Source organism: Mycobacterium helveticum (assembly GCF_007714205.1).
Taxonomy (GTDB): domain Bacteria; phylum Actinomycetota; class Actinomycetes; order Mycobacteriales; family Mycobacteriaceae; genus Mycobacterium; species Mycobacterium helveticum.
Map to the genome: position 1 here is coordinate 39,370 of NZ_VMQU01000015.1, position 21,624 is coordinate 60,993.

General features: G+C 68.5%; 22 protein-coding genes and 2 pseudogenes. 9 read left to right on the forward strand and 15 right to left on the reverse strand.

What is annotated here, in order from left to right; translation table 11 throughout:
* Positions 1-44 precede the first annotated feature (44 nt).
* Both grpE and dnaK read right to left on the reverse strand, forming a co-directional pair.
* Positions 45-683 (reverse strand): nucleotide exchange factor GrpE, encoded by a 639-nt coding sequence (grpE, locus tag FPZ47_RS05685; RefSeq protein WP_144950402.1) that lies wholly within the window; start codon positions 681-683, stop codon positions 45-47.
* Positions 680-2,539, reverse strand: coding sequence for a molecular chaperone DnaK (dnaK, locus tag FPZ47_RS05690; protein ID WP_144950400.1), 1,860 nt, complete (start codon positions 2,537-2,539; stop codon positions 680-682). The genes grpE and dnaK overlap by 4 nt, the downstream gene beginning before the upstream one ends.
* A 277-nt stretch (positions 2,540-2,816) precedes the next feature.
* Here dnaK and FPZ47_RS05695 point away from each other — a divergent pair, with 277 nt between their 5' ends.
* The gene (locus tag FPZ47_RS05695; protein ID WP_144950398.1) at positions 2,817-4,133 is read left to right on the forward strand and encodes a cytochrome P450; all 1,317 of its coding nucleotides are present in this window, start codon (positions 2,817-2,819) and stop codon (positions 4,131-4,133) included.
* On the opposite strand, the gene FPZ47_RS05700 is transcribed toward FPZ47_RS05695, so the two are convergent.
* The gene (locus FPZ47_RS05700; RefSeq protein ID WP_144950396.1) at positions 4,130-4,465 is read right to left on the reverse strand and encodes a PIN domain nuclease; all 336 of its coding nucleotides are present in this window, start codon (positions 4,463-4,465) and stop codon (positions 4,130-4,132) included. The genes FPZ47_RS05695 and FPZ47_RS05700 overlap by 4 nt on opposite strands.
* Positions 4,461-4,937 (reverse strand): annotated as a pseudogene (locus tag FPZ47_RS05705) (helix-turn-helix transcriptional regulator); the annotation flags it as partial. The pseudogene FPZ47_RS05705 and the gene FPZ47_RS05700, both read right to left, overlap by 5 nt.
* Positions 4,938-5,253: 316 nt before the next feature.
* Between FPZ47_RS05705 and FPZ47_RS05715 the strand changes: the two are divergent.
* Positions 5,254-6,072, forward strand: coding sequence for a hypothetical protein (locus FPZ47_RS05715; RefSeq protein ID WP_144950392.1), 819 nt, complete (start codon positions 5,254-5,256; stop codon positions 6,070-6,072).
* A gap of 519 nt (positions 6,073-6,591) precedes the next feature.
* Here FPZ47_RS05715 and FPZ47_RS05720 read toward each other — a convergent pair.
* The 6 genes from FPZ47_RS05720 to FPZ47_RS05745 all read right to left on the reverse strand — a co-directional run bounded on the left by FPZ47_RS05720 (position 6,592) and on the right by FPZ47_RS05745 (position 8,970).
* Positions 6,592-6,834, reverse strand: coding sequence for a hypothetical protein (locus tag FPZ47_RS05720; protein WP_144950390.1), 243 nt, complete (start codon positions 6,832-6,834; stop codon positions 6,592-6,594).
* Positions 6,835-6,844: 10 nt separating this feature from the next.
* Positions 6,845-7,081: a hypothetical protein gene (locus tag FPZ47_RS05725; protein WP_144950388.1), complete on the reverse strand. Its 237-nt coding sequence runs from the start codon at positions 7,079-7,081 to the stop codon at positions 6,845-6,847.
* A 433-nt stretch (positions 7,082-7,514) separates the two neighbouring features.
* Positions 7,515-7,775, reverse strand: a complete 261-nt coding sequence (locus tag FPZ47_RS05730) for a ribbon-helix-helix domain-containing protein (protein ID WP_144950386.1) — start codon at positions 7,773-7,775, stop codon at positions 7,515-7,517.
* Between the two features lies 1 nt (position 7,776).
* Positions 7,777-8,031, reverse strand: a complete 255-nt coding sequence (locus tag FPZ47_RS05735) for a hypothetical protein (protein WP_144950384.1) — start codon at positions 8,029-8,031, stop codon at positions 7,777-7,779.
* A gap of 328 nt (positions 8,032-8,359) precedes the next feature.
* Positions 8,360-8,668 carry a plasmid mobilization protein gene (locus FPZ47_RS05740; RefSeq protein WP_144950382.1) on the reverse strand — a complete coding sequence of 103 codons (309 nt, stop codon included), beginning with the start codon at positions 8,666-8,668 and terminating at the stop codon, positions 8,360-8,362.
* 2 nt (positions 8,669-8,670) lie between these two features.
* On the reverse strand, positions 8,671-8,970 hold the full coding sequence (locus FPZ47_RS05745) for a transposase (protein ID WP_144950380.1): 300 nt from the start codon (positions 8,968-8,970) through the stop codon (positions 8,671-8,673).
* A gap of 218 nt (positions 8,971-9,188) precedes the next feature.
* Between FPZ47_RS05745 and FPZ47_RS05750 the strand changes: the two genes are divergently transcribed.
* Positions 9,189-10,814 (forward strand): PE family protein, encoded by a 1,626-nt coding sequence (locus tag FPZ47_RS05750; RefSeq protein ID WP_145039345.1) that lies wholly within the window; start codon positions 9,189-9,191, stop codon positions 10,812-10,814.
* A 264-nt stretch (positions 10,815-11,078) separates the two neighbouring features.
* Here the strand turns inward: FPZ47_RS05750 and FPZ47_RS05755 are convergent.
* The 5 genes and pseudogenes from FPZ47_RS05755 to FPZ47_RS05775 form a co-directional block, all read right to left on the reverse strand.
* Positions 11,079-11,330, reverse strand: a pseudogene (locus FPZ47_RS05755) (nitroreductase family protein); the annotation flags it as partial.
* A gap of 213 nt (positions 11,331-11,543) precedes the next feature.
* On the reverse strand, positions 11,544-12,113 hold the full coding sequence (locus FPZ47_RS05760) for a NifU family protein (RefSeq protein WP_144956021.1): 570 nt from the start codon (positions 12,111-12,113) through the stop codon (positions 11,544-11,546).
* The gene (feoB, locus tag FPZ47_RS05765) at positions 12,110-14,023 is read right to left on the reverse strand and encodes a ferrous iron transporter B (protein ID WP_144956022.1); all 1,914 of its coding nucleotides are present in this window, start codon (positions 14,021-14,023) and stop codon (positions 12,110-12,112) included. Before feoB ends, FPZ47_RS05760 begins: the two co-directional genes overlap by 4 nt.
* Positions 14,020-14,256, reverse strand: coding sequence for a FeoA family protein (locus tag FPZ47_RS05770; protein WP_144956025.1), 237 nt, complete (start codon positions 14,254-14,256; stop codon positions 14,020-14,022). The genes feoB and FPZ47_RS05770 overlap by 4 nt, the downstream gene beginning before the upstream one ends.
* Before the next feature lie 204 nt (positions 14,257-14,460).
* Positions 14,461-15,030 (reverse strand): nucleotidyltransferase family protein, encoded by a 570-nt coding sequence (locus FPZ47_RS05775; RefSeq protein ID WP_144956028.1) that lies wholly within the window; start codon positions 15,028-15,030, stop codon positions 14,461-14,463.
* A 59-nt stretch (positions 15,031-15,089) separates the two neighbouring features.
* Between FPZ47_RS05775 and FPZ47_RS05780 the strand changes: the two genes are divergently transcribed.
* The 6 genes from FPZ47_RS05780 to FPZ47_RS05805 form a co-directional block, all read left to right on the forward strand.
* Positions 15,090-17,429 (forward strand): xanthine dehydrogenase family protein molybdopterin-binding subunit, encoded by a 2,340-nt coding sequence (locus FPZ47_RS05780; RefSeq protein WP_144956031.1) that lies wholly within the window; start codon positions 15,090-15,092, stop codon positions 17,427-17,429.
* On the forward strand, positions 17,426-18,313 hold the full coding sequence (locus tag FPZ47_RS05785; protein ID WP_144956034.1) for an FAD binding domain-containing protein: 888 nt from the start codon (positions 17,426-17,428) through the stop codon (positions 18,311-18,313). The genes FPZ47_RS05780 and FPZ47_RS05785 overlap by 4 nt, the downstream gene beginning before the upstream one ends.
* The gene (locus FPZ47_RS05790) at positions 18,306-18,818 is read left to right on the forward strand and encodes a (2Fe-2S)-binding protein (RefSeq protein WP_144956037.1); all 513 of its coding nucleotides are present in this window, start codon (positions 18,306-18,308) and stop codon (positions 18,816-18,818) included. The genes FPZ47_RS05785 and FPZ47_RS05790 overlap by 8 nt, the downstream gene beginning before the upstream one ends.
* Positions 18,819-18,921: 103 nt before the next feature.
* Positions 18,922-19,470 carry a hypothetical protein gene (locus FPZ47_RS05795; protein ID WP_144956048.1) on the forward strand — a complete coding sequence of 183 codons (549 nt, stop codon included), beginning with the start codon at positions 18,922-18,924 and terminating at the stop codon, positions 19,468-19,470.
* 60 nt (positions 19,471-19,530) lie between these two features.
* The gene (locus tag FPZ47_RS05800; RefSeq protein WP_144956040.1) at positions 19,531-20,076 is read left to right on the forward strand and encodes a hypothetical protein; all 546 of its coding nucleotides are present in this window, start codon (positions 19,531-19,533) and stop codon (positions 20,074-20,076) included.
* A 100-nt stretch (positions 20,077-20,176) separates the two neighbouring features.
* Positions 20,177-21,624, forward strand: a 1,448-nt coding sequence (locus FPZ47_RS05805; protein ID WP_145039347.1) for an Hsp70 family protein, incomplete at its 3' end; no start/stop codon positions are given.

The window sequence follows — 21,624 nt, forward strand, 5'->3', positions numbered from 1 at the left end:
CGCGTCACCTCCTCTCACCGATCGTTGTGTCCTGATTGTGCGTGCTACTCACCGGAGCCGGGGCCGTTATCGTCCGTGTCCTGCCCGGTTTCGCCGGCCTCGACCGTGTCGACGACCGCGACCAGGGCGTGCCGCAGCACCTGATCGCCCAGGCGGTAGCCCTGGCGCATGACCGTGCCGATGACCGGTTTGGCGCCGTCGGCACCGTCGCCCTCGTGCTGCACGGCCTCGTGCAGCACCGGGTCGAAGTCCTCGCCCTCGGCACCGAACGCCGTCAGGCCGAGCCCGGTCAGCGCGCTGTCCAGCTTGTCGGCCACCGACTTCAGCGGCCCGGAGTCCAGGTCGCCGTGCTTGCGCGCCCGCTCGAGATCGTCGAGCACACCCAGCAATTCGTTGACGACGCCGGCCTTGGCCCGGTCCGCCGCGGCCTGCTGGTCGCGCAGCGCCCGTTTGCGGTAGTTGGCGAAGTCGGCCTGCACCCGTTGCAGGTCGGCGGTCAGCTCGGCGACCCTGGTCTCCGCCTCGCCGGGGCCGGCCGACGCGCCGGCCGCCGGCCCCTCTCCCGGCGCTGACGCGCCGGGAGAGGGGTGCCGGACTTCGCCGGTCTCGGGATCGATGCGGCGCTTGTCGGTGACCGTCAGGTGTTCCTGGTTGCCATCCGCTTTTTGGTTTCCGCCGCTCACTTGGACTCCCGGTCGTCGTCGACGACCTCCGCGTCCACGACGTCGTCGGCCGAGCCGGTTCCGCCCGCCTCAGCGCCGCCGGCCTGCGCTTCCGAGGCCTGGGTGGCCTCGTAGATGGCCTGGCCGAGCGCCTGGGACTCCTGGCCCAGCTTCTCCATCGCCGCCTTGATCGCGGTGATGTCGGTGCCGCCCAGGGCCGTCTTGGCCTCGGCGATCGCGCCGTCGACCTTGGACAGCGTCTCCTCGGGAACCTTCGAGCCGCCCTCGGCTTCGCGCTGCTCCTTGACGAACTTCTCCGTCTGGTAGACCAACGATTCGGCCTGGTTGCGGACGTCGGCCTCCTCGCGGCGCTTGCGGTCCTCCTCGGCGTGCGCCTCGGCGTCCTTGATCATCCGCTCGATCTCCTCCTTGGACAGGCCGGAGCCCTCCTGGATCTTGATCGTGTTCTCCTTGCCGGTGCCCTTGTCCTTGGCGGTGACGTGCACGATGCCGTTGGCGTCGATGTCGAAGGTGACCTCGATCTGCGGGACCCCGCGCGGGGCCGGCGGTATGCCGGTCAGCTCGAAGGAGCCGAGCAGCTTGTTGTGCGCGGCGATCTCACGCTCGCCCTGATACACCTGGATCTGCACCGACGGCTGGTTGTCGTCGGCGGTGGTGAACGTCTCCGACCGCTTGGTGGGGATGGTCGTGTTGCGCTCGATGAGCTTGGTCATCACGCCACCCTTGGTCTCGATGCCCAGGCTCAGCGGCGTGACGTCAAGCAGCAGAACGTCTTTGACCTCGCCCTTGAGGACACCGGCCTGCAGCGCGGCGCCCACGGCCACGACCTCGTCGGGGTTGACGCCCTTGTTGGGTTCCTTGCCGCCGGTGAGCTCCTTGACCAGGTCGGTCACCGCGGGCATCCGGGTGGAGCCACCCACCAGCACGACGTGGTCGATCTCGGACACCGAGATGCCGGCGTCCTTGATCACCGACTGGAACGGCTGACGGGTGCGGTCCAGCAGGTCCTGGGTGATGCGCTGGAACTCGGCGCGGGTCAGCTGCTCGTCGAGGAACAGCGGGTTCTTGTCCGCGTCGACGGTGATGTAGGGCAGGTTGATCGAGGTCGACTGACTCGAGCTCAGCTCAATTTTTGCCTTCTCGGCGGCCTCGCGCAGCCGCTGCATCGCCATCTTGTCCTTGGTCAGGTCGATGCCGCTGCTGGCCTTGAACTTCTCGACCAGCCAGTCGACGACGCGCTGGTCCCAGTCGTCGCCCCCAAGGTGGTTGTCACCGCTGGTGGCACGGACCTCGACCACGCCCTCGCCGATCTCGAGCAGCGAGACGTCGAAGGTGCCGCCGCCCAGGTCGAAGACCAGGATGGTCTGTTCCTTCTCGCCCTTGTCCAGGCCGTAGGCCAACGCGGCCGCGGTCGGTTCGTTGACGATGCGCAGCACGTTCAGGCCGGCGATCTGGCCGGCCTCCTTGGTGGCCTGACGCTGGGCGTCGTTGAAGTAGGCGGGCACCGTGATGACCGCGTCGGCGATGTCCTCACCGAGGTAGGCCTCGGCGTCCCGCTTGAGCTTCATCAGCACGCGGGCGCTGATCTCCTGCGCGGTGTACTTCTTGTCGTCGATCTCGATGGACCAGTCGGTGCCCATGTGCCGCTTGACCGAGCGCACGGTGCGGTCGACGTTGGTCACCGCCTGGTTCTTGGCGGGCTGACCCACCAGCACCTCGCCGTTGCGCGCGAACGCGACGACGGACGGCGTCGTCCGCGAGCCCTCGGAATTGGCGACGACGACGGGGTCGCCACCTTCGAGAACCGAGACGACGGAGTTGGTGGTCCCGAGGTCGATGCCGACCGCACGAGCCATGGTGATTCCTCCTGAGATAGTCGAGCGTTTTACTGCACGATGCTGAGTGACCCTCGCTCAAGCCTGCTCCTCGCGAAGCGGTGGTGTCAACCTAGGGTTGAGTTTGGTGCACTCAAGTTGTCGATCATCCTAACGGTGGGCGCGGCCGCTTTGTTCCCGGGGTTGCCCACTCCCAACGGTGCGCAAAGGCGACGGGTACGACCTGCGCCGTGGCCTGGGCCTGAGCGGCGCCCGCCATTAGGCTCACGTGCAACCGATTGCCGGAGAGGGTGAGCACATGCAGATGCCCTTTCGGGAGTGGACGCACTGGGCGGCGGGGTATGGACTTCCACGCGCGACGCTGAGACTGCTGGCCCGGCGGGGTGATCCGTTGGCGCGTCTTCTGATTGACACCAATCAGGGCGACAACATCTATCCGCTCATCGAGCAAGTTCGGGGACGCGGGCGGATGTCCCGGGTGGTGGGACGGGACGGCTGGGTCAGCGCTGACGCGCAGATTGTCCGTGAGGTACTGCGCGACGGTCGGTTCAGGACCACCAAACAGCAGGACCGGTCACCCTTTCGTATCGTTTCGTGGATCGTGGCCAAAACCGACCCCGGTGTGCTCACTGGCGTCGAACCGCCCTCGATGTTGGTCACCGATCCGCCTGAGCACACGCGGTTGCGTCGGGTGGTCTCGCGGGCGTTCACGCCACGGGCGCTCGATGGACTTCGTACCCGTATTCACGACATCGCCGACGAGCTGCTTGGCCGCCTGCAGGGCCGCGCCGAGTGCGATTTGATCACCGAGTACACCTCCCGGATCCCCATCGCGGTCATCGCGGAGATGCTGGCCATCCCCCGCGATGAGACCCGCGATCTTCATGCGATCGGCGAGTCGACAACGCGCTTGATTGCCACCACCGCCGCATCCTGGCGCGACTTTCGGGTGGCGATGAAAGCTCTGCGCGAGTTCGACCCGTACATTACGGCGCATATCGAACGGCTACGACACGACGACGCCGCCGACAGCATCCTGTCTGACGTGGTACGCGACGGCGATCTGAGCGACGTCGAGACCAGGATGCTCGCGGGGCTGCTCCTGGGCGCGGGGTTCATCACCACGACGCATGTCTTCGGCAAGGCTGTGGTGGCCCTCGTCTGCCACCCGGATCAACTGGCCGCACTTCGCGCGAACCCCGAGGGATGGCCCAACGCGATCGAAGAGATCCTTCGCTATGACACGACCGGTCAAATGGCGGCGCGGGTCGCCACCGAAGACGTTGCCATCCAGGGATACCCGGTACGGGCAGGCGAAGCGATATTTCTTCTACTAGGCGGGGCCAACCGCGACCCGGCAGTCTTCGAACACCCCGCTGTCTTCGACACCACCCGCACCAACGCCCGCGAGCACCTCAGCTTCGGTTCCGGTGTGCACGCCTGCCTGGGTGCGACATTGGCTCGCATGGAACTCCATATCGGCCTGCAGTCATTGTTCGAGCACTTCGCCCAACTGACTCTCGCCGGTGAACCGACCTTCAACGACAGCATCTTGCTACACGGACTCAAACATCTACCGGTGACACTTCAAGCCGCGAACGCCGTCGTTCCCTAGCTTTCGCGAAGGATCGAGGGCGTCCGCCCGAGAAGCGGAAGGTTTGTCGCAAGTCGGGAATCTACCCCCTGATGCCGCACCCACCGCCAGGCGGCCCTTCCCCAGTCGACGGTTACTGATGGTGCCACCCATTCTGTGGGCTGGCCGGTGATCGTCGCGATCCGATCGAAGTCCCGGCCGTAGTGCAGCACCGCGAGCCGAGCACGTTCGGCAGCGGCGGCGACGAGCAGATCACTGAGCTTCACCTTGCGGTGTAGACCTTCCACGGCGAGCGCCCCTCGCACCTCGAACGCACGGTTCATCACGTCCTGATCAATTGTCGCCTGTGGCATCTTCGGCTCGCGGCCGTCCGGGCTTACGTGTCCACTCCTGGCCGAACTTCCGCACCGCCGCCGCGTCCCAGACCGCGCCACCGCGCAGCTCTGCCAACGGCTCCGGGAACGCTCGGATGGCTCGCAGCTGGTGAACGCGCTGCCGCGAAAGGCCCAACATCTCAGCGATCTCGGCAGCTGACATCAGCTCGGGCATCGTCGGCGCCTCCGCTCGCCGGCGCCACTCGGATTCCCGGACAGCCTCCATGGCGACCGGCTCAGCCTGTACCACGTTTGCGATTTCGGCCGACATCTTCCTGACAGCCTCGAACATGTTGAAATCGCCAGGTGCATAAACGGTTACGTCTACTCCGCGCTCCGGGATACGCGCCACGGAGCCGTCCATGCCCTCGAGCTCGTCCTCCCACGCATCAATGCGCTCCATCGACGGATCAACGTCGAACGTCAACGTGACCACCCAGTCTTCATTCACTAGGACCCTCCTTCCGTCGCTGTGACCGTTGTTCCTTCTTGCTCGGCGCGGGCCAAGGCAATCCGGCCTTCTTGACTGCCACCAGGACATCTATCGGCCCACTTGATGATGGCGCTGATGTCGTTGTCGCTACCCATGCTCCTCTTATCCATTGCGATGTGTCAATAGTATTGCATAACACGCGACAAAGTAAAGGGTTTTAGAGAAGATATGTCTGCGCCGCAGCTGCCCCATGCGCTGGCGATCGAGCCGCCCCGAGGAGAGATAGGCGGAAAACGGTTCGACGTGGCCACGGGTCCGTCCTAGGGTTATTGCCGTGAATAGCGGCCCGACCCTGATCCGGATGGAGGGTTTGAGCCGACAAGAACGCGAGGCTTGCGCGATCGCCGTACGAACACTCGACGTCGCCGTCGCTGAGGCGTGGGACGTCGACGGGCGCCGGGGTGTCGTCGATGTCCTGCTGACTCTGACAGACGGTCGTAGGGCCGCGTTTGAGGTGACGAACCTCGGCGACCCGGATGCGTTCAAAACGGCCAGTCTGCTTGCGCGCCAAAACCACAAGTGGCCGCTGCCAGGCCAGTGGGTATGGAGTATCGAGGTGGGCTCATTCGCCGCGATGCAGCGGCTCAGGAAGTGCTATCAAAACATCATCCAGATCTGTGAGGCCGTGAACGTCGAGCATCCCGAGACCAGCCAGCTCGCTTGGGGACCATCGGCAGACCCCGATCTTCGGTGGCTTGTCGAGGCGTCAGGCTGCAGCATGATCGGCCATTCGGACCTTTCTTCGCAGGGCCGCGATGCCATGGTGGTGCCGGCGTCTCCCGGAGGCTGGGTTGACGACTCTCTGACCGGGTTCGCCGACGAACTCCGCGCGGCGTTCCAGGCCGCACACATCACGGAACACTTCGAGAAGCTCCGCGACGAACCCAACGTCGATGAACGCCACCTGTTCATCCCGCTGCACGACACCGCGCTGCCGGCCGCCCTCAGTGCGGGACTGACGTTCGGAAAGGCGCTGCCATCCGCGCCGCCGCCCGTTCCGAACTACCTCGATTATCTTTGGCTGACGCCCGCGTATTCTCCGCGTGTCCTTCTCTGGAGCGCCGAGGGCTGGCGAAACGTCCCCAACACCTAAATCCGCGCGCGCCCGAGGAGCGACGGGGCGCCCCATCATGATTCGAAGTGACCCAGCGCAAACCGGTTCCCTACCTCAATGTTGGCTTGTCGGAAGGCGGCAGAACCTGCCCTGGTCGGTGATGGTCTCGACAAACGCCCCTTGCTTGGAGAGTTCGGCGCTTCGCGACCCGAGTCCGCCATACCCCATTCAGCGAATATCTGGCACGAGGCCCGCTCAGCCCAGATGTCGAAACCGTGTGCGGCACGACGAGATAGGCAATGTGTGGTATTCGGGCGCCCGAAATGACCGCGCTCATCATTCCCTCAACAGGTCCGCAAGCGAGCGTTTGTCCAGTGGGTAGATTAGCCGTGCCTCAGCACCCTCGGACTTCTCTGCCATGTTTCGCACAGCCTGACCAGCGAATTCCATTGTGCAACAGAGACATCTCACCTTGCTGACAAGTCGTTAACCTACCCCCATCTCTTCGTGGGTTCGCGGGTAGAAGTGATTTCATCGATAGCCGGGGCAGGGAACCGGTCAGCCCGTCAGCTTTCCGAACCGCTGCTGGGCGGCCTGACGTGTCGTACCGAGTGCCACGGCGATAGCGGTCCACGAGTCGCCGCGCCGCCGAGCCTCGGTCACAGCGTCGATCAACTCGGTTTCGGCGTCGTGCACGGCTTCGGTTGCGGCGACAATGCGGCGAAACGCCGTCGCGTCCCGTGCCGGGTGGGTTGCGGGGTCCACGCGGTCAAGTCCGGTGTGGTCGTGGGTGACGGGCATGGTGCTCACCTCATTTCAAGTAGTGATAGAACGACGGCCTGAGATCGTCGGCATGGATGATGCGGTCGGGATCGTCGGCGGGAACGGCCGTCAGCTCCAGCATCGCTCCGTTGCGTGCCGGTCCGATGACCAGTAATCGTTCCTCGCCGTCGTACTCGTACGGTATGAATTTTACTGCGTTGCGGAAGGCGTGGGCTATGTCCTGCTCGGTGACGCCGTGCTTGCACGCGCTGCGCCGCACCTTCACACTGTCAAGTGTCCTTGCATCCCCGCAGTTGTCAAGGCTTCTTGCGTTGCTGGTGTCCCCGCGCCCACGAGACGATCGTGACCGCTGGGCATCGACGGCCCGACGTTGGGTGGTCCGGCTGTCCCGGGTCGCGGCGTCACTGGGTTCCAGGTTTGGACAACGTGATTGGCGTGCAGCAGCGCACAATCGGCTATCCACCGACACAGACATTTGAGGTGACTCAAATGCCTCAAACGACACCCCAGGTCGTCGTCACTGCTTTTACCAGCACCTATGCTGATGACTGGTTATCAAAACGGCACAGACGCTTGTCCTTAGTGGCAAGTCCGAAATCTACCCCCATTAACGACAGTAGAACGGCCAGTCCACACGTTCGGGTTTCAGGCGGACGCCCGTTCGGAAATCAGCTACGCGTTGACGGCGTAGCCGCCGATCAAGTGGTCAGGTACTCCACTAGCGCGCGCCGGATTGTCTCGCCCCGACTCACACCTTCGAGTTCTGCTCGGGTGTCCACCAACGTCACCAGATCGTCGGGCAGGCGCACCGAGTAGGTGCTCGCGGCTTCATCCCCCATCGACGGTCGGCCCCGGCGGCGTAGCTTCTCCTCAGGGATGCCTGCTTCGGCCTCGGCGACGAGCCGGTCCACTCCTGCGTTGTCCAGCGGTGGGTGAGTCTGCTTCTGCGTGTGGGTCATATCATCGCCTGCCTCGTGCTCGGAGAGCTTTCTCCAGTTCTTTCGGACGGGCCTTCATGCAGTGGATGACGCGCCCGCCGGGGGTGTCATGAAGGATGAGCAACTCCAGCAGCGTCAGGTCGCGGGCGAAGCCGAAAACCCAGGTGCGCGGCGGATCGTCATCCTCGATGCCATAGTCGATGTGCCGGTGTTCCAGTGCGTGAAGGATGTCGTCGCGCGTCCACTTTCGCTTAAGCGCGGTGGGGCCAATCTCCACACGAGTATCGTAACACGTAAATGCTTATCGGGGACGCCTCACCCTGCGCCGGCACCCTGGCAGGGACGGCGCGTTTGGCCAGCGGGTAGATTAGCAATGCGTCGGAACCCTCGGACTTCTCTGCCGCAGTTCACCCAGCATGACCAGCGAATTTCCTGGTACGACAAACCGTCTCGAGCTTTGTTGCAAGTCATTAACCTACCCCCTTGGGTCGGCGGTACCCGACCGCAAAAAACCAGCCGGCCGTTCGCGTTTCCCACGAAGAGCGGCCCTACAACCCGGCGTACAGCTGCGGGTTCCCACCTGCACTCTATGGAGTTTGGGCAGTTCAGGCGGGTCGTCTGAATACTTCGCGTTCGAGCCGTGCCAGCCGCTCGGTGACGGTTCCTGACTCGCCGTGATCTTCGGCGTGCAGCCGATCGACGGCCCACACCCGGATAAGGGTCGATAGCGACATTCCCGCTTTGCGGGCGGCCTGGCTCAGGCGGTCATGCTCATCGGCAGCCAAGCGCACCGAGACCACAGTCTGGCGGCCGAGATTCGGCCGACTCGTCGTGACATGCTCAGGCGCCGGGCCTCCCGAGTATGCCTCCGCGCGTGCGCCTTCGTCGGCGAGTAGATCGTCAATCCTGCTCATTCTTACTGCTCCTCACTGTAGAGGTCCTGATCCTGTTGATTCGCGATCCAGGCGTTGCTACCCCACCAATCGCCGTCCGGGCGCTGATCGGGATCAGCATCGGCGGACACCAAAATCACGGTCAGCACCGCCCGCGCCGACGGCGAATAGCCGATCACCCGAACCGATAGGCCCGACCGACTGGCCGGGTCTGGCACTTGCCACACGGCGTGACGGTCGTTGGCCGCTTCATCCGCCCACTCCGCAGAGATGCCGTGCCGCTCCCCGACGTAGTCGGCCCGCTTGCTCCAGTCAACCTGCACACACCTACAATATACTACGAATCACTACGCGATCTGCTGTGCGTCTCGGCCTAGTTGGTTCATTTCCGACACAGACGCATGAGGTAACTCGCGTTTTGAAAACAACACCCCATGCTTTCGCCGATGCTCTCACCAGCTATTTTTCCGTTAGCTTCTCATCGAAACGGCACAGATACACGACCTTCGGGTGTGTCTTAGGGCTCGTCGGGGGTGTTTCGATGTCGTTGGTGACCGTGGCGCCAGAAGCGCTGGCGGCGGCAGCGTCGGATGTGGCCACTATCGGTTCGGTGGTCAACACCGCCCACGCGGCGGCCTCAGCGGCCACCACGACCATCGCGGCAGCCGGCGCCGATGAGGTCTCCACCGCGATATCAACGGTGTTCTCTCAGTACGCGCGCGACTACCAGGCGGCCGGTGCCGCCGCCGCGGCGTTTCACCACCGGTTCGTGCAGGCGCTGAGTTCCGGTGCGGAGGCTTACGAGGCGGCCGAGGCCGCCAACGCCAACCCGCTACAGGCCCTGCACACCGTCGAGCGCGACGTGTCGGGGGCGATCAACGCGCCCTTCCTGCACTTCACCGGGCGCCCGCTGTTCGGCAACGGCGCCAACGGCACCACCGTCAACGGTGTCGGCACCGCCGGCGGGGCCGGGGGGTGGCTGTTCGGCAACGGCGGCACCGGCGGCACCAGCACCAACCCGGGAGCCACCGGCGGGGTCGGCGGCGCCGCGACCACCGGTATCGGCGGTACGGGCGGAGCCGGCGGCACCGGCGGTCTGCTCCTGTCGTGGGGCGGCACCGGCGGGGCCGGTGGCGCCGCCACGGGGACCGCGGGTACCGGCGGCGTCGGCGGCGCGGGCGGCAGCGAGGATGGACTGTTTCTTGGTTTCGGTGGGCACGGCGGCGCCGGCGGCGCGGCAACCGGGGCCTCTGGTGTCGGCGGCGTCGGCGGTGTCGGCGGCGATGGCTTTGCCCGCAGCCTGATCGGGATCGACGGTGCAGTAGGCGGCACCGGCGGCGCCGGCGGCGTGGCGAGCGGGGCGTCTGGTGTCGGCGGGCACGGCGGCGCCGGCGGCAGCGGCATCGGCGCCGCCCTCGTCGGACTCGACTTCGTGCACGGCGGCGCCGGCGGTGTCGGCGGTGCCGCCACCAATGTGGGCGGCGCCGGCGGCGCGGGTGGTGCCGGCGGCGGCGGCGTCGGCTTAGGCTTTGCCGGGTTCGACTTCACCCAGGGCGGTGCCGGCGGTGCCGGCGGCACCGGCGTTCTGCATGGCGGCGCCGGTGGCACCGGGAGCCAGGTAACCAACGTCGCCCTGATCGGGGGCGGCATCACCCACGGCGGTGCCGGCGGTGCCGGCGGTAGCGCCAGCGGCACCGACGGTGTCGGCGGCACCGGCGGCGACGGCGGTGTGGGCTCCGCGTTGACGGGCATCGGCATCGGCGGTGACGGCGGTGCCGGCGGCACCGCCACCGGCAGCAACGGCGTCGGCGGCAATGGCGGCGTCGGCGGACTGGGCGCCGGCTTTTTGGGCGGCGTCGGCGGTGACGGCGGGCACGGCGGCAACACCAGCGCCACCAACCTCGGCACCGGCGGCAATGGCGGCGTTGGCGGCGACGGCGCGGGCTTTTTCGGCTTCGGTGGCAACGGGGGCGACGCCGGTAGCGGCGCTTTGGCCGCCAACGGCGGCAACGGCGGCAACGCCGGGGCCACCTTGGATGGCATGTCCGGGCCCGCGCTCTACGGCAACGGCGGCAACGGCGGCAACGGCGTCAACGGCGGAACCGGCGGAACCGGCGGCACCGCCGGCTTCTTTGGCGGCACCCCTGGGACAGACGGAACGTCGTAACGGCTGTCGGCCCCCGCGGTTGGCTTCACGGAAAGCGGCCAATTCCTCTTCGACTGTCGGAGCGGGTGCCCGCAATCGGCTTCGTTCAACTGCTCTCTGCCCGAGCGCAACTGAGAGAGGAGGCTTCGGCAGTCGCGGATGCATTGGGAGAGTTTGACATTCGATTGATGAAGACCGGCATTGTCGGCTGGTACCGGTGTCAGGAGCAAGCTCCCCGCCACCCCCTACCAACTACCCATCGACAAGGAACCCGCTGTCAGGCGCTTACTGTAAAAAGGTGGCAGTCGCCGACAGCGGAGCGCGAGGTGTCCGCGGCCGCGGCCGCGGCAACGACGGATCGGCAAATCCAATCGACATGCCGCAGAACAAAATACGCTGTGGTGGTGGTGTGATGACTTCGGCAACGGTGCGATGATATTCCGCCCACGCGATCTGCGGACAGCTGTGTAGCCCTTCTGACCGCAGCAAGAGCATCACGGTCTGAAGGTAGATGCCTGCGTCCGCCCATTGCGGCGGCATGCCGGGATGACCGCGTCCCACAGCACGACAATGCCCTCCGCCGTGCGCCTCGCCGCGACCGTCTACCCGATGTCGGCTCCGAGCCGATCAGAACGTCGATCAATGAGAAGGGCGCGAAAGGAGTTCACGCAACCGCGCGCCGAGCCGCTCCGGCGACGCACTGGCCCGCCCGTTTCAGGAGCGTGGTGACACTGCGAGTTCGCGCTGCTTCTACCGGACCCACAACGCAAGCAGCTTTTTCCCGAGCGTCGACGGGGCGGGCTGCTTGTGGCCGGACACCGTGACCCGGGCGTCGACCCGTCGGCGCAGCTCGGCCTCGAGCTTGTCGTGCAGCGTGACCCCCGCGGCCGCGCACCCGCGGCAGGCGCCCGACATGCGCACGGTCACGTCCAGTCCGTTCACCGACACCAGCTCGATCGTCCCGCCGTGCGAACGCGCGAGCGCACCGATGGGCCCGGCGAGGAGCTCCCGGACCAGCCCGGCGAGCTCGGCGGTGGAATCCGACGAGCGTTCGACGCGCCAGCCGGCCGGGTCGGCCAGCGCCTCGCCGAGCGCGGTGCGGACGCCGTCGCCCCGCTCACGCCAGCTGTGGGCCCCGGCCAGCGTGATCACAATGCCGGCCGGACGCACCGTCAGGTCCTCGATCACCCCGCCTTCGAGCAGCCCACCGAGCCGGCCCGGAGCCTGTCGCACCGCGCCCCGAGGCGGCAGCCGGTCGGGCGGGACCACCCAGCACAGCTGTTGGGGGTTCGCGGTGGCCGTGGCGTGCATCGGGATCATGCGCCCAGACCCACCGCGATCGCGTGTGCGGTGAACGCCGCCGTCCAGGCCAGGACGAACATGTAGGAGAACGCAACCGCCGGCCACCGCCACGAGTTGGTCTCGCGGCGCATGACCGCGACGGTGGACATGCACTGCAGCGCGTAGACGAAGTACGCCATCAGCGCGATCACGGTCGGGGCGCTGAACACCCGGCGCCCGGCAGCGTCGGTCATGGCGGCAAGCGCCTCACGGGGTTCGTCGGGCTTGGTCGCCGCCGCCACCTGCCCGAGCGTGGAGACGAACACCTCGCGCGCCGACAGCGACCCGAGCAAGGCGATATTGGTGCGCCAGTCGAAGCCGAGCGGCGTGAACACCGGCGCCACCGCCTTGCCCAGATCGGCGGCATAGCTGTGGTCGATCACGTAGGCGGTGGCCTGCGGCGGCGCCATCTGCGCGGTCTCGCTCTCCCGCGCCGGCAGATTGAGCAGGACCCACAGCAGCAAAGACGTGCCAAGGATGATGGTTCCGGCCTTGCGCAGGAACAGCTTTGCCGCGCTCCACATTGCGACGAGGGCCGTCCTCGCCGAGGGGAAGCGGTAGGGCGGCAGCTCCATCGTGAACGGCAGCAGATCGCTGCGCAGAATGGTCGACTTGAACAGCCACGCCGCCAGCAACGCCGAGGTGCCGCCGGCCAGATACAGCACGAACATGGTGGCGCCCTGCGCGCTCAGGCCCCACCAGCGTGTGCGCGGCGCGATCAGCATGCCGACCAGCAAGGTGAACACCGGCAGTCGGGCCGAGCAGGTCATCAGCGGTGCGCTGATGATCGTGGCGATCCGGTCTCGCGACGAAGGCAGGGTGCGGGTGGACATGATCCCGGGGATCGCGCACGCGAACGACGACAGCATCGCCACGAACGCGCGGCCCTCCAGGCCGGTCTTGGCCATCACCTTGTCCATCAGGAAGGCGGCACGCGACATGTACCCGACATTCTCCAGCACCGCAATCAACAGGAACAACAACATGATCTGCGGGATGAACTGCAGCACGGTGCCCACGCCGCCGATCAGTCCCTGGCTCACCAGCCGGCCCACCACGTTGTTCCCGGTGCGGCCGGTGACCCGCTCGCCCAGCCAGACGAAGCCCTGGCTGACCCAATCCTGCAGTGGCGCACCGGCGGTGAAGACGACCTGGAAGAAGCCGAACATCACCGCGAAGAAGATGACGACACCCCACAGCGGGTGCAGCACGACTGCGTCGATCCTCGAGGTGCGTCGATCCGGTTGCGGTGCAAGGTAATCCGCGGCGTCCAGCACCGAATTACCCCAGGCGTCGACGGCATCGTGGCCGGCCGGGGGCAACACCGCCGGCCGCTGCCACCGGTCGAAGGACACGAGCCGGGCGCGCAGCGCATCGATGCCCGAGCCGCGGTGCCCGACGACCGCGACCACCGGGATGCCCAACGCCGTCGAGAAGGCGTCGACATCGATCCGGCCGTCCCGGTCGGTCAATTCGTCGCTCATGGTCAACACCAGCAGACACGGCAGGTCGAGCCGCAGCACCTGCGCCACCAGCATGATCGAGCGGCGCAGGGTGGTGACGTCGGCAACCAGCACGATCGCATCGGGTCGGCCCGTGTCGGCGAATTCGCCGGCCAGGATGTCGGTCACCACTTGCTCGTCGGGGCTGATCGGTTCGAGGCTGTAGGTGCCGGGCAGATCCTCCACGGCGATCGTGACGCCGTCCACCGTGGTGGTGCCGACGCTGCGCCCCACGGTCACGCCCGGATAGTTGGCGGTCTTGGCACGCAATCCGGTCAGGTGGTTGAACACACTGGTCTTGCCGGCGTTGGGACTGCCCACCAGGGCCACCCGCGGGACACCGACGACGCTGACCGCGGCGCCGGCGTCCTCGTGGCACGACGTCATCGAGCGGCTTCCGGAACGACTTCGATGAGCCGCGCCTCGCGGCTGCGCAGGCACAGCTCGGTGTCTTGCACCCGGTAGATCGTCGGGTCCCCCAGCGGAGCCCGACGAATCGCGTCCACGCGCGCCGCCGGTCGAAAACCCAGCAGCACCAGCCTTTGCGCCACTGCGGGTTCCGCACCGGGTGCCATGCCGACTACGGTTGCTCTCTGCCCCGGCGCCAGATCGGCGAGCACGCTCGCCGAACCGGATTGGCGCGCCCCGCTACGCGTCCGACTTCGCACTGACACATCCTGACCCTAGTTAAGCCTTGCCTTAGAAAGTTACACCTGAGCCTGGTCAGAGCATCGCGGTGGGCGGCGGAGCCGGCGACGATCACCCGCACCGGGTCCCGGACGCCCTCGGCGTCCTCGGACCCGATCGCCGCCGCACGCCCATGCCTACGCCGGATCGTCGATGTCCTCGCCGCCGGCGAGGTCGCCGCACTCGACGTTCTCGACGTCGGCCCGGTCGCGCAGGTACGCCCCCGCGCCCCGGTCCCCGGCCAGCCGCGCCAGCACCCCGGGCCAGTGCCGGCGCGCGAGCACCACCGGATGGCCCGGCCGGCCGCCGAAGACGGCGCGCGCCAGGCCGCCCTCCGCGGCGGACGCGCGGCCCAGCACCCGCGCCACCACGTCGGGGCCGACGTCGGGGGTGTCCACGACGTGCAACACCGCGTAGTCGGCCCCCATGCGCTCGGCCTCGGCCAGGCCCGCGCGCACCGACGCGCTCAGCCCCTCGCGCCAGCGCGGCGCCGTGATCGCGGTGACCCCGGGCGGGGCCGGTACCTCGGCGGCGCCGAGCACCAGCACGACGCCGGCGCAGCCCCCGTCGCGCAGCGCGCCGATCGCGGTCTGCAGCCAGCCTTCGACCAGGACCTTCGGCTTGCCGTACCGCCGGCCCGCGCCGGCGGCCAGCACGATCCCCACGTGCCGCGGCGGAGGTGTCGACTGCGGTAACCCCACTCTCATATGATGACATTGGACTTCTCATCAAGCGATAACCGTGCGCAAGCCGCGGATGGAGCGTCATGACCCAAGACGTGCAGGCAGCCCCGACCAGTCCGGCGCCCCGCTACGCGGGCACCCGCGTCCAGCGGGTGGAGGACCTGCGGCTGCTGACCGGCCGCGGCAGCTTCGTCGACGATATTTCCCGGCCCGGCATGCTGCACGCCTGCTTCGTGCGCAGCCCCTTCGCCCGCGCCCGGATCAACGGCATCGACGCCTCGGCGGCGCTGCGGCTGCCCGGGGTGCGCGCGGTGTTCACCGCCGACGACCTCAACCCGGACGTGCACGAGGCGTGGCACGCCGTGGCCGGCAAGGACGTTCCCGACACGCCGCGGCCGCCGCTGGCCCACGGCGAGGTGAAGTTCGTCGGCGACCCGGTCGCGCTGATCGTCGCCGAGGACCGCTACCTCGCCGAGGACGCGCTCGAACTCGTCGACGTCGACTACGAGCCACTGCCCGCGATCACCGACCTGACCCGGGCCCAGACCTCCGAGGTGCTCGTGCACGACGCCTACCCGGACAACGTCGCGGGCGGGATGAGCGGGGCGCCGCCGGACGAGGAGCTTTTCGCGTCGGCGGCCTGCGTCGCCGCGGAGAACATCTATCAGCAGATCTATGCCCCGGTGCCGATCGAGACGCGCGGCCTGGTCGCCGAGTGGTCGGCCGCTTCCCGGGAGCTGACGCTGTGGGCCTCCACGCAGACCCCGCACGAGCTGCGCGCGTTCTGCGCGCGCCTGTTGGGCATTGCGGCGGGGCGGGTTCGGGTCATCGTGCGCGACACCGGCGGCGGGTTCGGCCAGAAGGTCGTCCCGATGCGCGAGGACATGTGCATCATGCTGGCCGCGCGCAAGGTGCCCGCGGCGCTGAAGTGGATCGAGGACCGGCGCGAGAACCTGATGTCGGCCGGGCAGGCCCGGCACGTCGACGGCACCGCGCGGATCGCGTTGGACGGCGACGGCAACATCACCGCGGCCGACATCGACTTCGTGCAGGACGTCGGCGCCTACCCGACGCCGTACCCGGTGCTGACCACGGCCGCCATCGGCATGTTCTTCCCGGGCCCCTACCGGGTGCCCAGGGCCAGCTTCAACTACAAGACGGTGTTCACCAACACCAGCGGCCTGGCCGCCTACCGCGGCCCGTGGCAATACGAGTCGCTGGCCCGCGAGATCCTGCTCGACGTCGCCGCCCGCAAGATGGGCCTCGACCCGATCGAGCTGCGGCGGCGCAACCTGCTGCGCCGCGACGAGATGCCCTACGTCAATCCCAACGGCATGCCGTATGACCACGTCGCCCCGATCGAGACCTTCGAGCAGGCGGTGAAGATCCTGGACCACGAGGGGTTTCGCAAGGAACAGGCCGAAGCGCTGGCGCAGGGCCGCCACCTGGGCCTGGGTTTCTCGGCCTACATCGAGCCGACCGGCGCGGCGACCGGCCACCTGGCCACCGAGGGCGCGACCATGCGCATGGAGCCCACGGGCAGGATCAACGTCTACGTCAACGGCGGCTCCAGCGGAAACAGCCTGGAAACCACGGTGATTCAGCTCACCGCCGACGCGCTGGGCGCCGACATCGACGACGTGGCCACCATCCAGGGCGACACCGCGGTCACCCCGTACGGCGCCGGGACGCAGGGCAGCCGCAGCGGGCCGATGACCGCCGGCGCCGTCGCCCAGGCGGGGGCGGGCCTGCGGGCAAAGATCGTGGCGCTGGCCGCCCACCGGCTCCAGGTCGCCGAATCCGAAGTGGAGCTGGCACATTCGACCGCGATGGTGCGCGACGACCCATCGCGCACGGTCACCTTCGGCGAGCTGGCCTACCTCGCGCACTACTCGCCGCAGCTGCTGCCGCCGGGGGTATCCCCCGATCTGGAAGCCACCGCCCGCTACGTCGCCGCGGCCCCGATCCTGTGGGCCAACGCAACCCACGCCTGCACCTGCGAGGTCGACGTCCAGACGGGCAAGGTGACACTGCTGCGCTACATCGTCAGCGAGGACGTCGGGCCCATGATCAACCCGGCGATCGTGGAGGGCCAGATCGCCGGCGGGACGGTCCAGGGCATCGGCGGGGCGTTGCTGGAGGATCTCGCCTACGACGACGACGGCAACCCGCTGGCCACCACGTTCGTCGACTACCTGCTGCCGACCACCACCGAGGTTCCGCCCATCGAGTTCGGGCACGTCGAGATACCCGGCCCCGGACCCGGTGGCTACAAAGGCGCCGGCGAGGGCGGCGCCATCGGGTCGGTGCCCGCGGTGATCAACGCGATCAACGACGCGCTGGCGCCGCTGGGCGTGACGATCACAAGGCTGCCGGCCAGCCCCGCCTCGATCGCCGCGCTGCTGGCCGGGGGGGAGCGGTGAAACCCGCGTCGTTCCGCTACCACCGGCCCGGAACCGTCGACGAGGCGGTGGGGCTGCTGGCCGAGCTGGGCGAGGACGCCAAGATCATCGCCGGGGGGCAGAGTCTGGTGCCGATGTTGTCGATGCGCCTGGCCTACTTCGACCACCTCATCGACATCTCCCGGCTGCCCGAATTGCAGGGCATCGAGCGCCGGGAGAAGGAGGTGTGGCTCGGCGCGGGCACCACCGAGGCCAAAGTGGGCGCCGATCACCAAGTGCGCCAAGCGGTTCCGCTGCTGACCCGGGCGACACCGTTCGTCGGGCACTTCCAGATCCGCAACCGCGGCACCCTGGGCGGGTCGATCGCCCACGCCGACGCCGCCGGTGAATACCCGGCGGTGGCCCTGACTTTGGACGCGGTGATGGAGGTGGCCTCCCCGCGCGGGCGGAGGGAGATCGCCGCCGCCGACTTCTTCGTCGGCCTGTGGGAGACGACCATGGCGCCCGACGAGGCGCTCACCGGGGTGCGCTTCCCGACGTGGCGCGGCAGGTCCGGGTTCTCGGTGCACGAATTCTCGCGCCGCCATGGCGATTTCGCGCTGGCGGGCGCGCTGGTAGCGGTGCGGCTCGACGATGACGACCGGGTGGCCCGCGCCGCGATCGGGTTGCTGGGCCTGGGTGCCACGCCCCGGCGCGCGGCGGCCGCCGAGGCCGCAGTGATCGGCAGGCCGGTCGGCGAGCTGGAGCCCGGGGACGTCGGGCTGGCCGCGATGAGCGGGCTCGACGACGTCCCGAGCGACCTGCAGGGGCCGGCGTCGTACCGCACCCGGGTCGGTGCCGCCATGGCCGCGCGCGCCTGGACCGAGGCCGTGACCGAGGCGAGAGCGAGGGAACACGATGCATGAAGAACCGGTTCGGTTGTCCGTCAACGGGACTGCGATCACTGCCGCTGTGGAGGCGCGCCTGACGCTGGCCGACTTCCTGCGCGAGCGGTGCGGCCTCACCGGCACCCACCTGGGCTGCGAACACGGGGCGTGCGGCGCCTGCACGGTGCTGCTGGACGGCGACGCGGTGCGCTCGTGCCTGATGTTCGCGGTGCAGGCGGACGGTTCGGAGGTGACGACGGTGGAGGGGATCGCCTCGCCCGACGGCGAATTGTCGCCCGTGCAGTCGGCCCTGCGGGAGTGCCACGGGCTGCAGTGCGGCTTCTGCACGCCCGGTTTCGTCATGTCGCTGACCGCGTTGCTGCGCGACAACCCCCAGCCCACCGACGCCGAGATCCGCGAGGGCCTGTCCGGGAACTTCTGCCGCTGCACCGGTTACCAGGGCATCGTCGCCGCCGCCCACCGGGCCGCCGAGGTGATGCGCGCCACCGATTCGCCGGCCTCCACGGGCGCGTCACCGCGGTAGCCGGCGTGACTTCGGTGAATAATCTGAACCCGGTATTTCAGATGTTCGGGAGCAGCTCGTGCGGTTGTCGCAGAAGGCGTTGTCGCAGAAGGCGCGGTGGGGCCTGGCCGGTGGTTCGTTGCTGCTCTCACCCCTGCTGGTGAGCGCCGTGCCGGTTTCCGGCTGCAGTTCCAGCATCGAGGGCAGGCCGGTCGCCGCGCCGGGCGCGGGGCCCGTCGAGCCCACCTTCCCCACACCGGGCCCGGCACCGTCGTCGCCGCCGCCGGCCACCGCCCTGCCGGCCCCGACCGGGCCGACCACGCCGTCCGGTGCCATCGCGCTGCCCCCCGACAACAACGGCTACGTGTTCATCGAAACCAAGTCCGGTCAGACGCGGTGCCAGATCAACAAGGACACCGTCGGCTGCGAGGCGCCGTTCACCGACTCCCCGCTCAAGGACGGCGAGCACGCCAACGGCGTCAGCATCACCGCCGGCGGGTCGGTGCAGTGGGTGCTGGGCAACCTGGGGGCCATCCCGACCGTCACGATCGACTACAAGACCTATGCGGCGCAGGGCTGGACGATCAACGCCACCGAAGAGGGCACCCGCTTCACCAACGACAAAACCGGCCACGGGATGTTCGTCAGCATCGAGAAGGTCGACACGTTCTGAGCACCGGCGTTTCCGGGCGGCGGCGGCGACAACGCCCCGGCGGTCAGTACCATCGGTGCCGTGGCACGCTACGGCCCACCTGACGACTTCCACAACCAGCCGACCGAGCATGCCAATTGGGGCTTGGGGGGGCCGCCGGAGCCGCCGCCCCCCGATCAGCCCGGGCAGTTCGGGCAGCCGCCGGCTCCCGACCCCTTCGACCAAGAAGAAGAGCCCACCCCCTGGTACCGCAGGCCCGCGATGTTGGTGGCTTGGGTGGTGCTCGTCCTGATCCTGATCGGGCTGATCGTCTTCGGCATCATCGAGCTGATCGGCGGCGACCAGGGCGGCGGCACCGGCCCGTCGACGAGCACGAGCAGCACCACCGCACCGACGAGCACCACCACCACCACGACCACGACCACCACGACCACGACCACGACCACGACCACGACCACGACGCCCCCCGGCAGCTCGGCCGGGCCGCCGCCGCCCGTGCAGCACCCCGCCCAGGAGCCGACGCGTCAGCCGGCCCCGCCACCGCATCATCACCTGCCGCACCTGCCGTCGGTGATCACCATCCCCGAGGTGCCGACGGTGATCACGCTGCCGCCGGGTCTGCCCTGAGGTTCCACCGCCGCGTCACCGGGGCCGTGGCGCGCCCACGCCCTTAGACTCGCTGCGATCCGCGGCGGGGCGGCTGACAACGGACGTAGGGATGTGCCAGATGAGCGAGTCGCTCGGTTTGTCGATCGGAGTGGCCAACCTGGTTGCGGCCCACACGGGTGGGGCTCCGGTGCGCCGCAGCTCCGTGGTGACGCTCTACGAGCACCGGGCGACCGAGGTCGGTTTGCCCGAGGAGAACCCGAACCTCACCGAGCCCGGGCTGGTGCTGCGGGGATTCGTCGAACGGGTCGGCGACCGGACCCCGCTGGTGGCGGCCGACGGGACGAAGTACCTCGGCGAGGTGCTGACGGTCGAGGCGATCGAGACGATGGCCCGCACCGTCGGCTCCGGCACCCCGGTCATCGTCGCGGTGCCGGCGTACTGGTCGGAGGCCCAGTCCAGCGCGCTGCGCGAGGAGTTCTTCGCCCAGCCCGACCTGGCGTCCCGCGGCGTGCCCCCGACGCTGCTGTCCGACGCCACCACGGCGCTCGCGGCCCTGCACGCCAGGCCGGGGCTGCCGACCGACGGGGTCGTCGTCGTCTGTGACTTCGGCGCCGGCGGCACCAGCGTCACGCTCAGCGATGCGGGATCGAACTTCCGCCAGCTCGCGCCGACGCTGCGCTACACCGACTTCTCCGGCGACGCCATCGACCAGCTCGTCCTCGATCACGTGCGGGGGGCCACGCCCGAGGCCGACGCCACCACGCGGACGGGGTCGCCGACCCGCCTGCTCGGCCCGTGCCGGCGCGCCAAGGAACAGCTGTCGGCGGCCACCGCGGCCACTATCCCGGGGGTCCCGGCGTCGTCCGGCGACGAGGTCCGGCTGACCCGTGCCGACTTCGAGTCGCTCATCTCCGAACCGCTGGACCGGTTCCTCGACACCGTGGAAGAGGCGTTGCAACGCACCGGGATTGCCCGGTCGCGGGTGGCCGCCGTGGCGATCGTGGGGGGCGGCGCCGAGATTCCGCTGATCACCACCAGACTGTCGGGACGGCTGCGGTTGCCGGTCCTCGCCGCGCCGCAACCCGGCTACAGCGCCGCCGTCGGCGCGGCTCTGCTCGGCGAGCAGCGGGCGTCGGCAGGCCTCCCGACCGCGGCCGGCCCGGTCGTCGAGAACCCCACCGAGATGGTCGGCGCCGCCCCGGACGACATGACCCAAGCCGCCCAGGCCGCCGGCGCGGCTGCCGGCCAGTCGGGCAGCGACGAGCCGGTGGCCTGGTCGCAAGACGCCGACGAGGAGGAGCTCGTCCCCTACACCGGTCCCGAGTACACCGGCGGCTACGCCCGCGAACCGCAGGCGGACGACGCCGAAGCGGGCGCGCCGCTGCCGTGGTACAAGCGCACGGCGCTGGTGTTGAGCCTGGTCGGAGCGGGGGCCGCCGTGCTGGTCGCGGTGCTGCTGGCGCTGACCCTGGGCCGCGACAAACCGAACCCGCCGGGCCCGCCGATGCCGCAGACCGTGACCGTGACCGGGCCGAACAACAGCCCCACCGTGTCGGTCATCCCGCC

Bases quoted from the DNA above. Each gene is read 5' to 3' on its own strand.
- dnaK (WP_144950400.1), bottom strand. From the start codon at position 2,539: ATGGCTCGTGCGGTCGGCATCGACCTCGGGACCACCAACTCCGTCGTC.
- FPZ47_RS05695 (WP_144950398.1), top strand. From the start codon at position 2,817: ATGCAGATGCCCTTTCGGGAGTGGACGCACTGGGCGGCGGGGTATGGA.
- FPZ47_RS05700 (WP_144950396.1), bottom strand. From the start codon at position 4,465: ATGCCACAGGCGACAATTGATCAGGACGTGATGAACCGTGCGTTCGAG.
- FPZ47_RS05720 (WP_144950390.1), bottom strand. From the start codon at position 6,834: ATGCCCGTCACCCACGACCACACCGGACTTGACCGCGTGGACCCCGCA.
- FPZ47_RS05730 (WP_144950386.1), bottom strand. From the start codon at position 7,775: ATGACCCACACGCAGAAGCAGACTCACCCACCGCTGGACAACGCAGGA.
- FPZ47_RS05740 (WP_144950382.1), bottom strand. From the start codon at position 8,668: ATGAGCAGGATTGACGATCTACTCGCCGACGAAGGCGCACGCGCGGAG.
- FPZ47_RS05750 (WP_145039345.1), top strand. From the start codon at position 9,189: ATGTCGTTGGTGACCGTGGCGCCAGAAGCGCTGGCGGCGGCAGCGTCG.
- FPZ47_RS05760 (WP_144956021.1), bottom strand. From the start codon at position 12,113: ATGATCCCGATGCACGCCACGGCCACCGCGAACCCCCAACAGCTGTGC.
- feoB (WP_144956022.1), bottom strand. From the start codon at position 14,023: ATGACGTCGTGCCACGAGGACGCCGGCGCCGCGGTCAGCGTCGTCGGT.
- FPZ47_RS05775 (WP_144956028.1), bottom strand. From the start codon at position 15,030: ATGAGAGTGGGGTTACCGCAGTCGACACCTCCGCCGCGGCACGTGGGG.
- FPZ47_RS05780 (WP_144956031.1), top strand. From the start codon at position 15,090: ATGACCCAAGACGTGCAGGCAGCCCCGACCAGTCCGGCGCCCCGCTAC.
- FPZ47_RS05790 (WP_144956037.1), top strand. From the start codon at position 18,306: ATGCATGAAGAACCGGTTCGGTTGTCCGTCAACGGGACTGCGATCACT.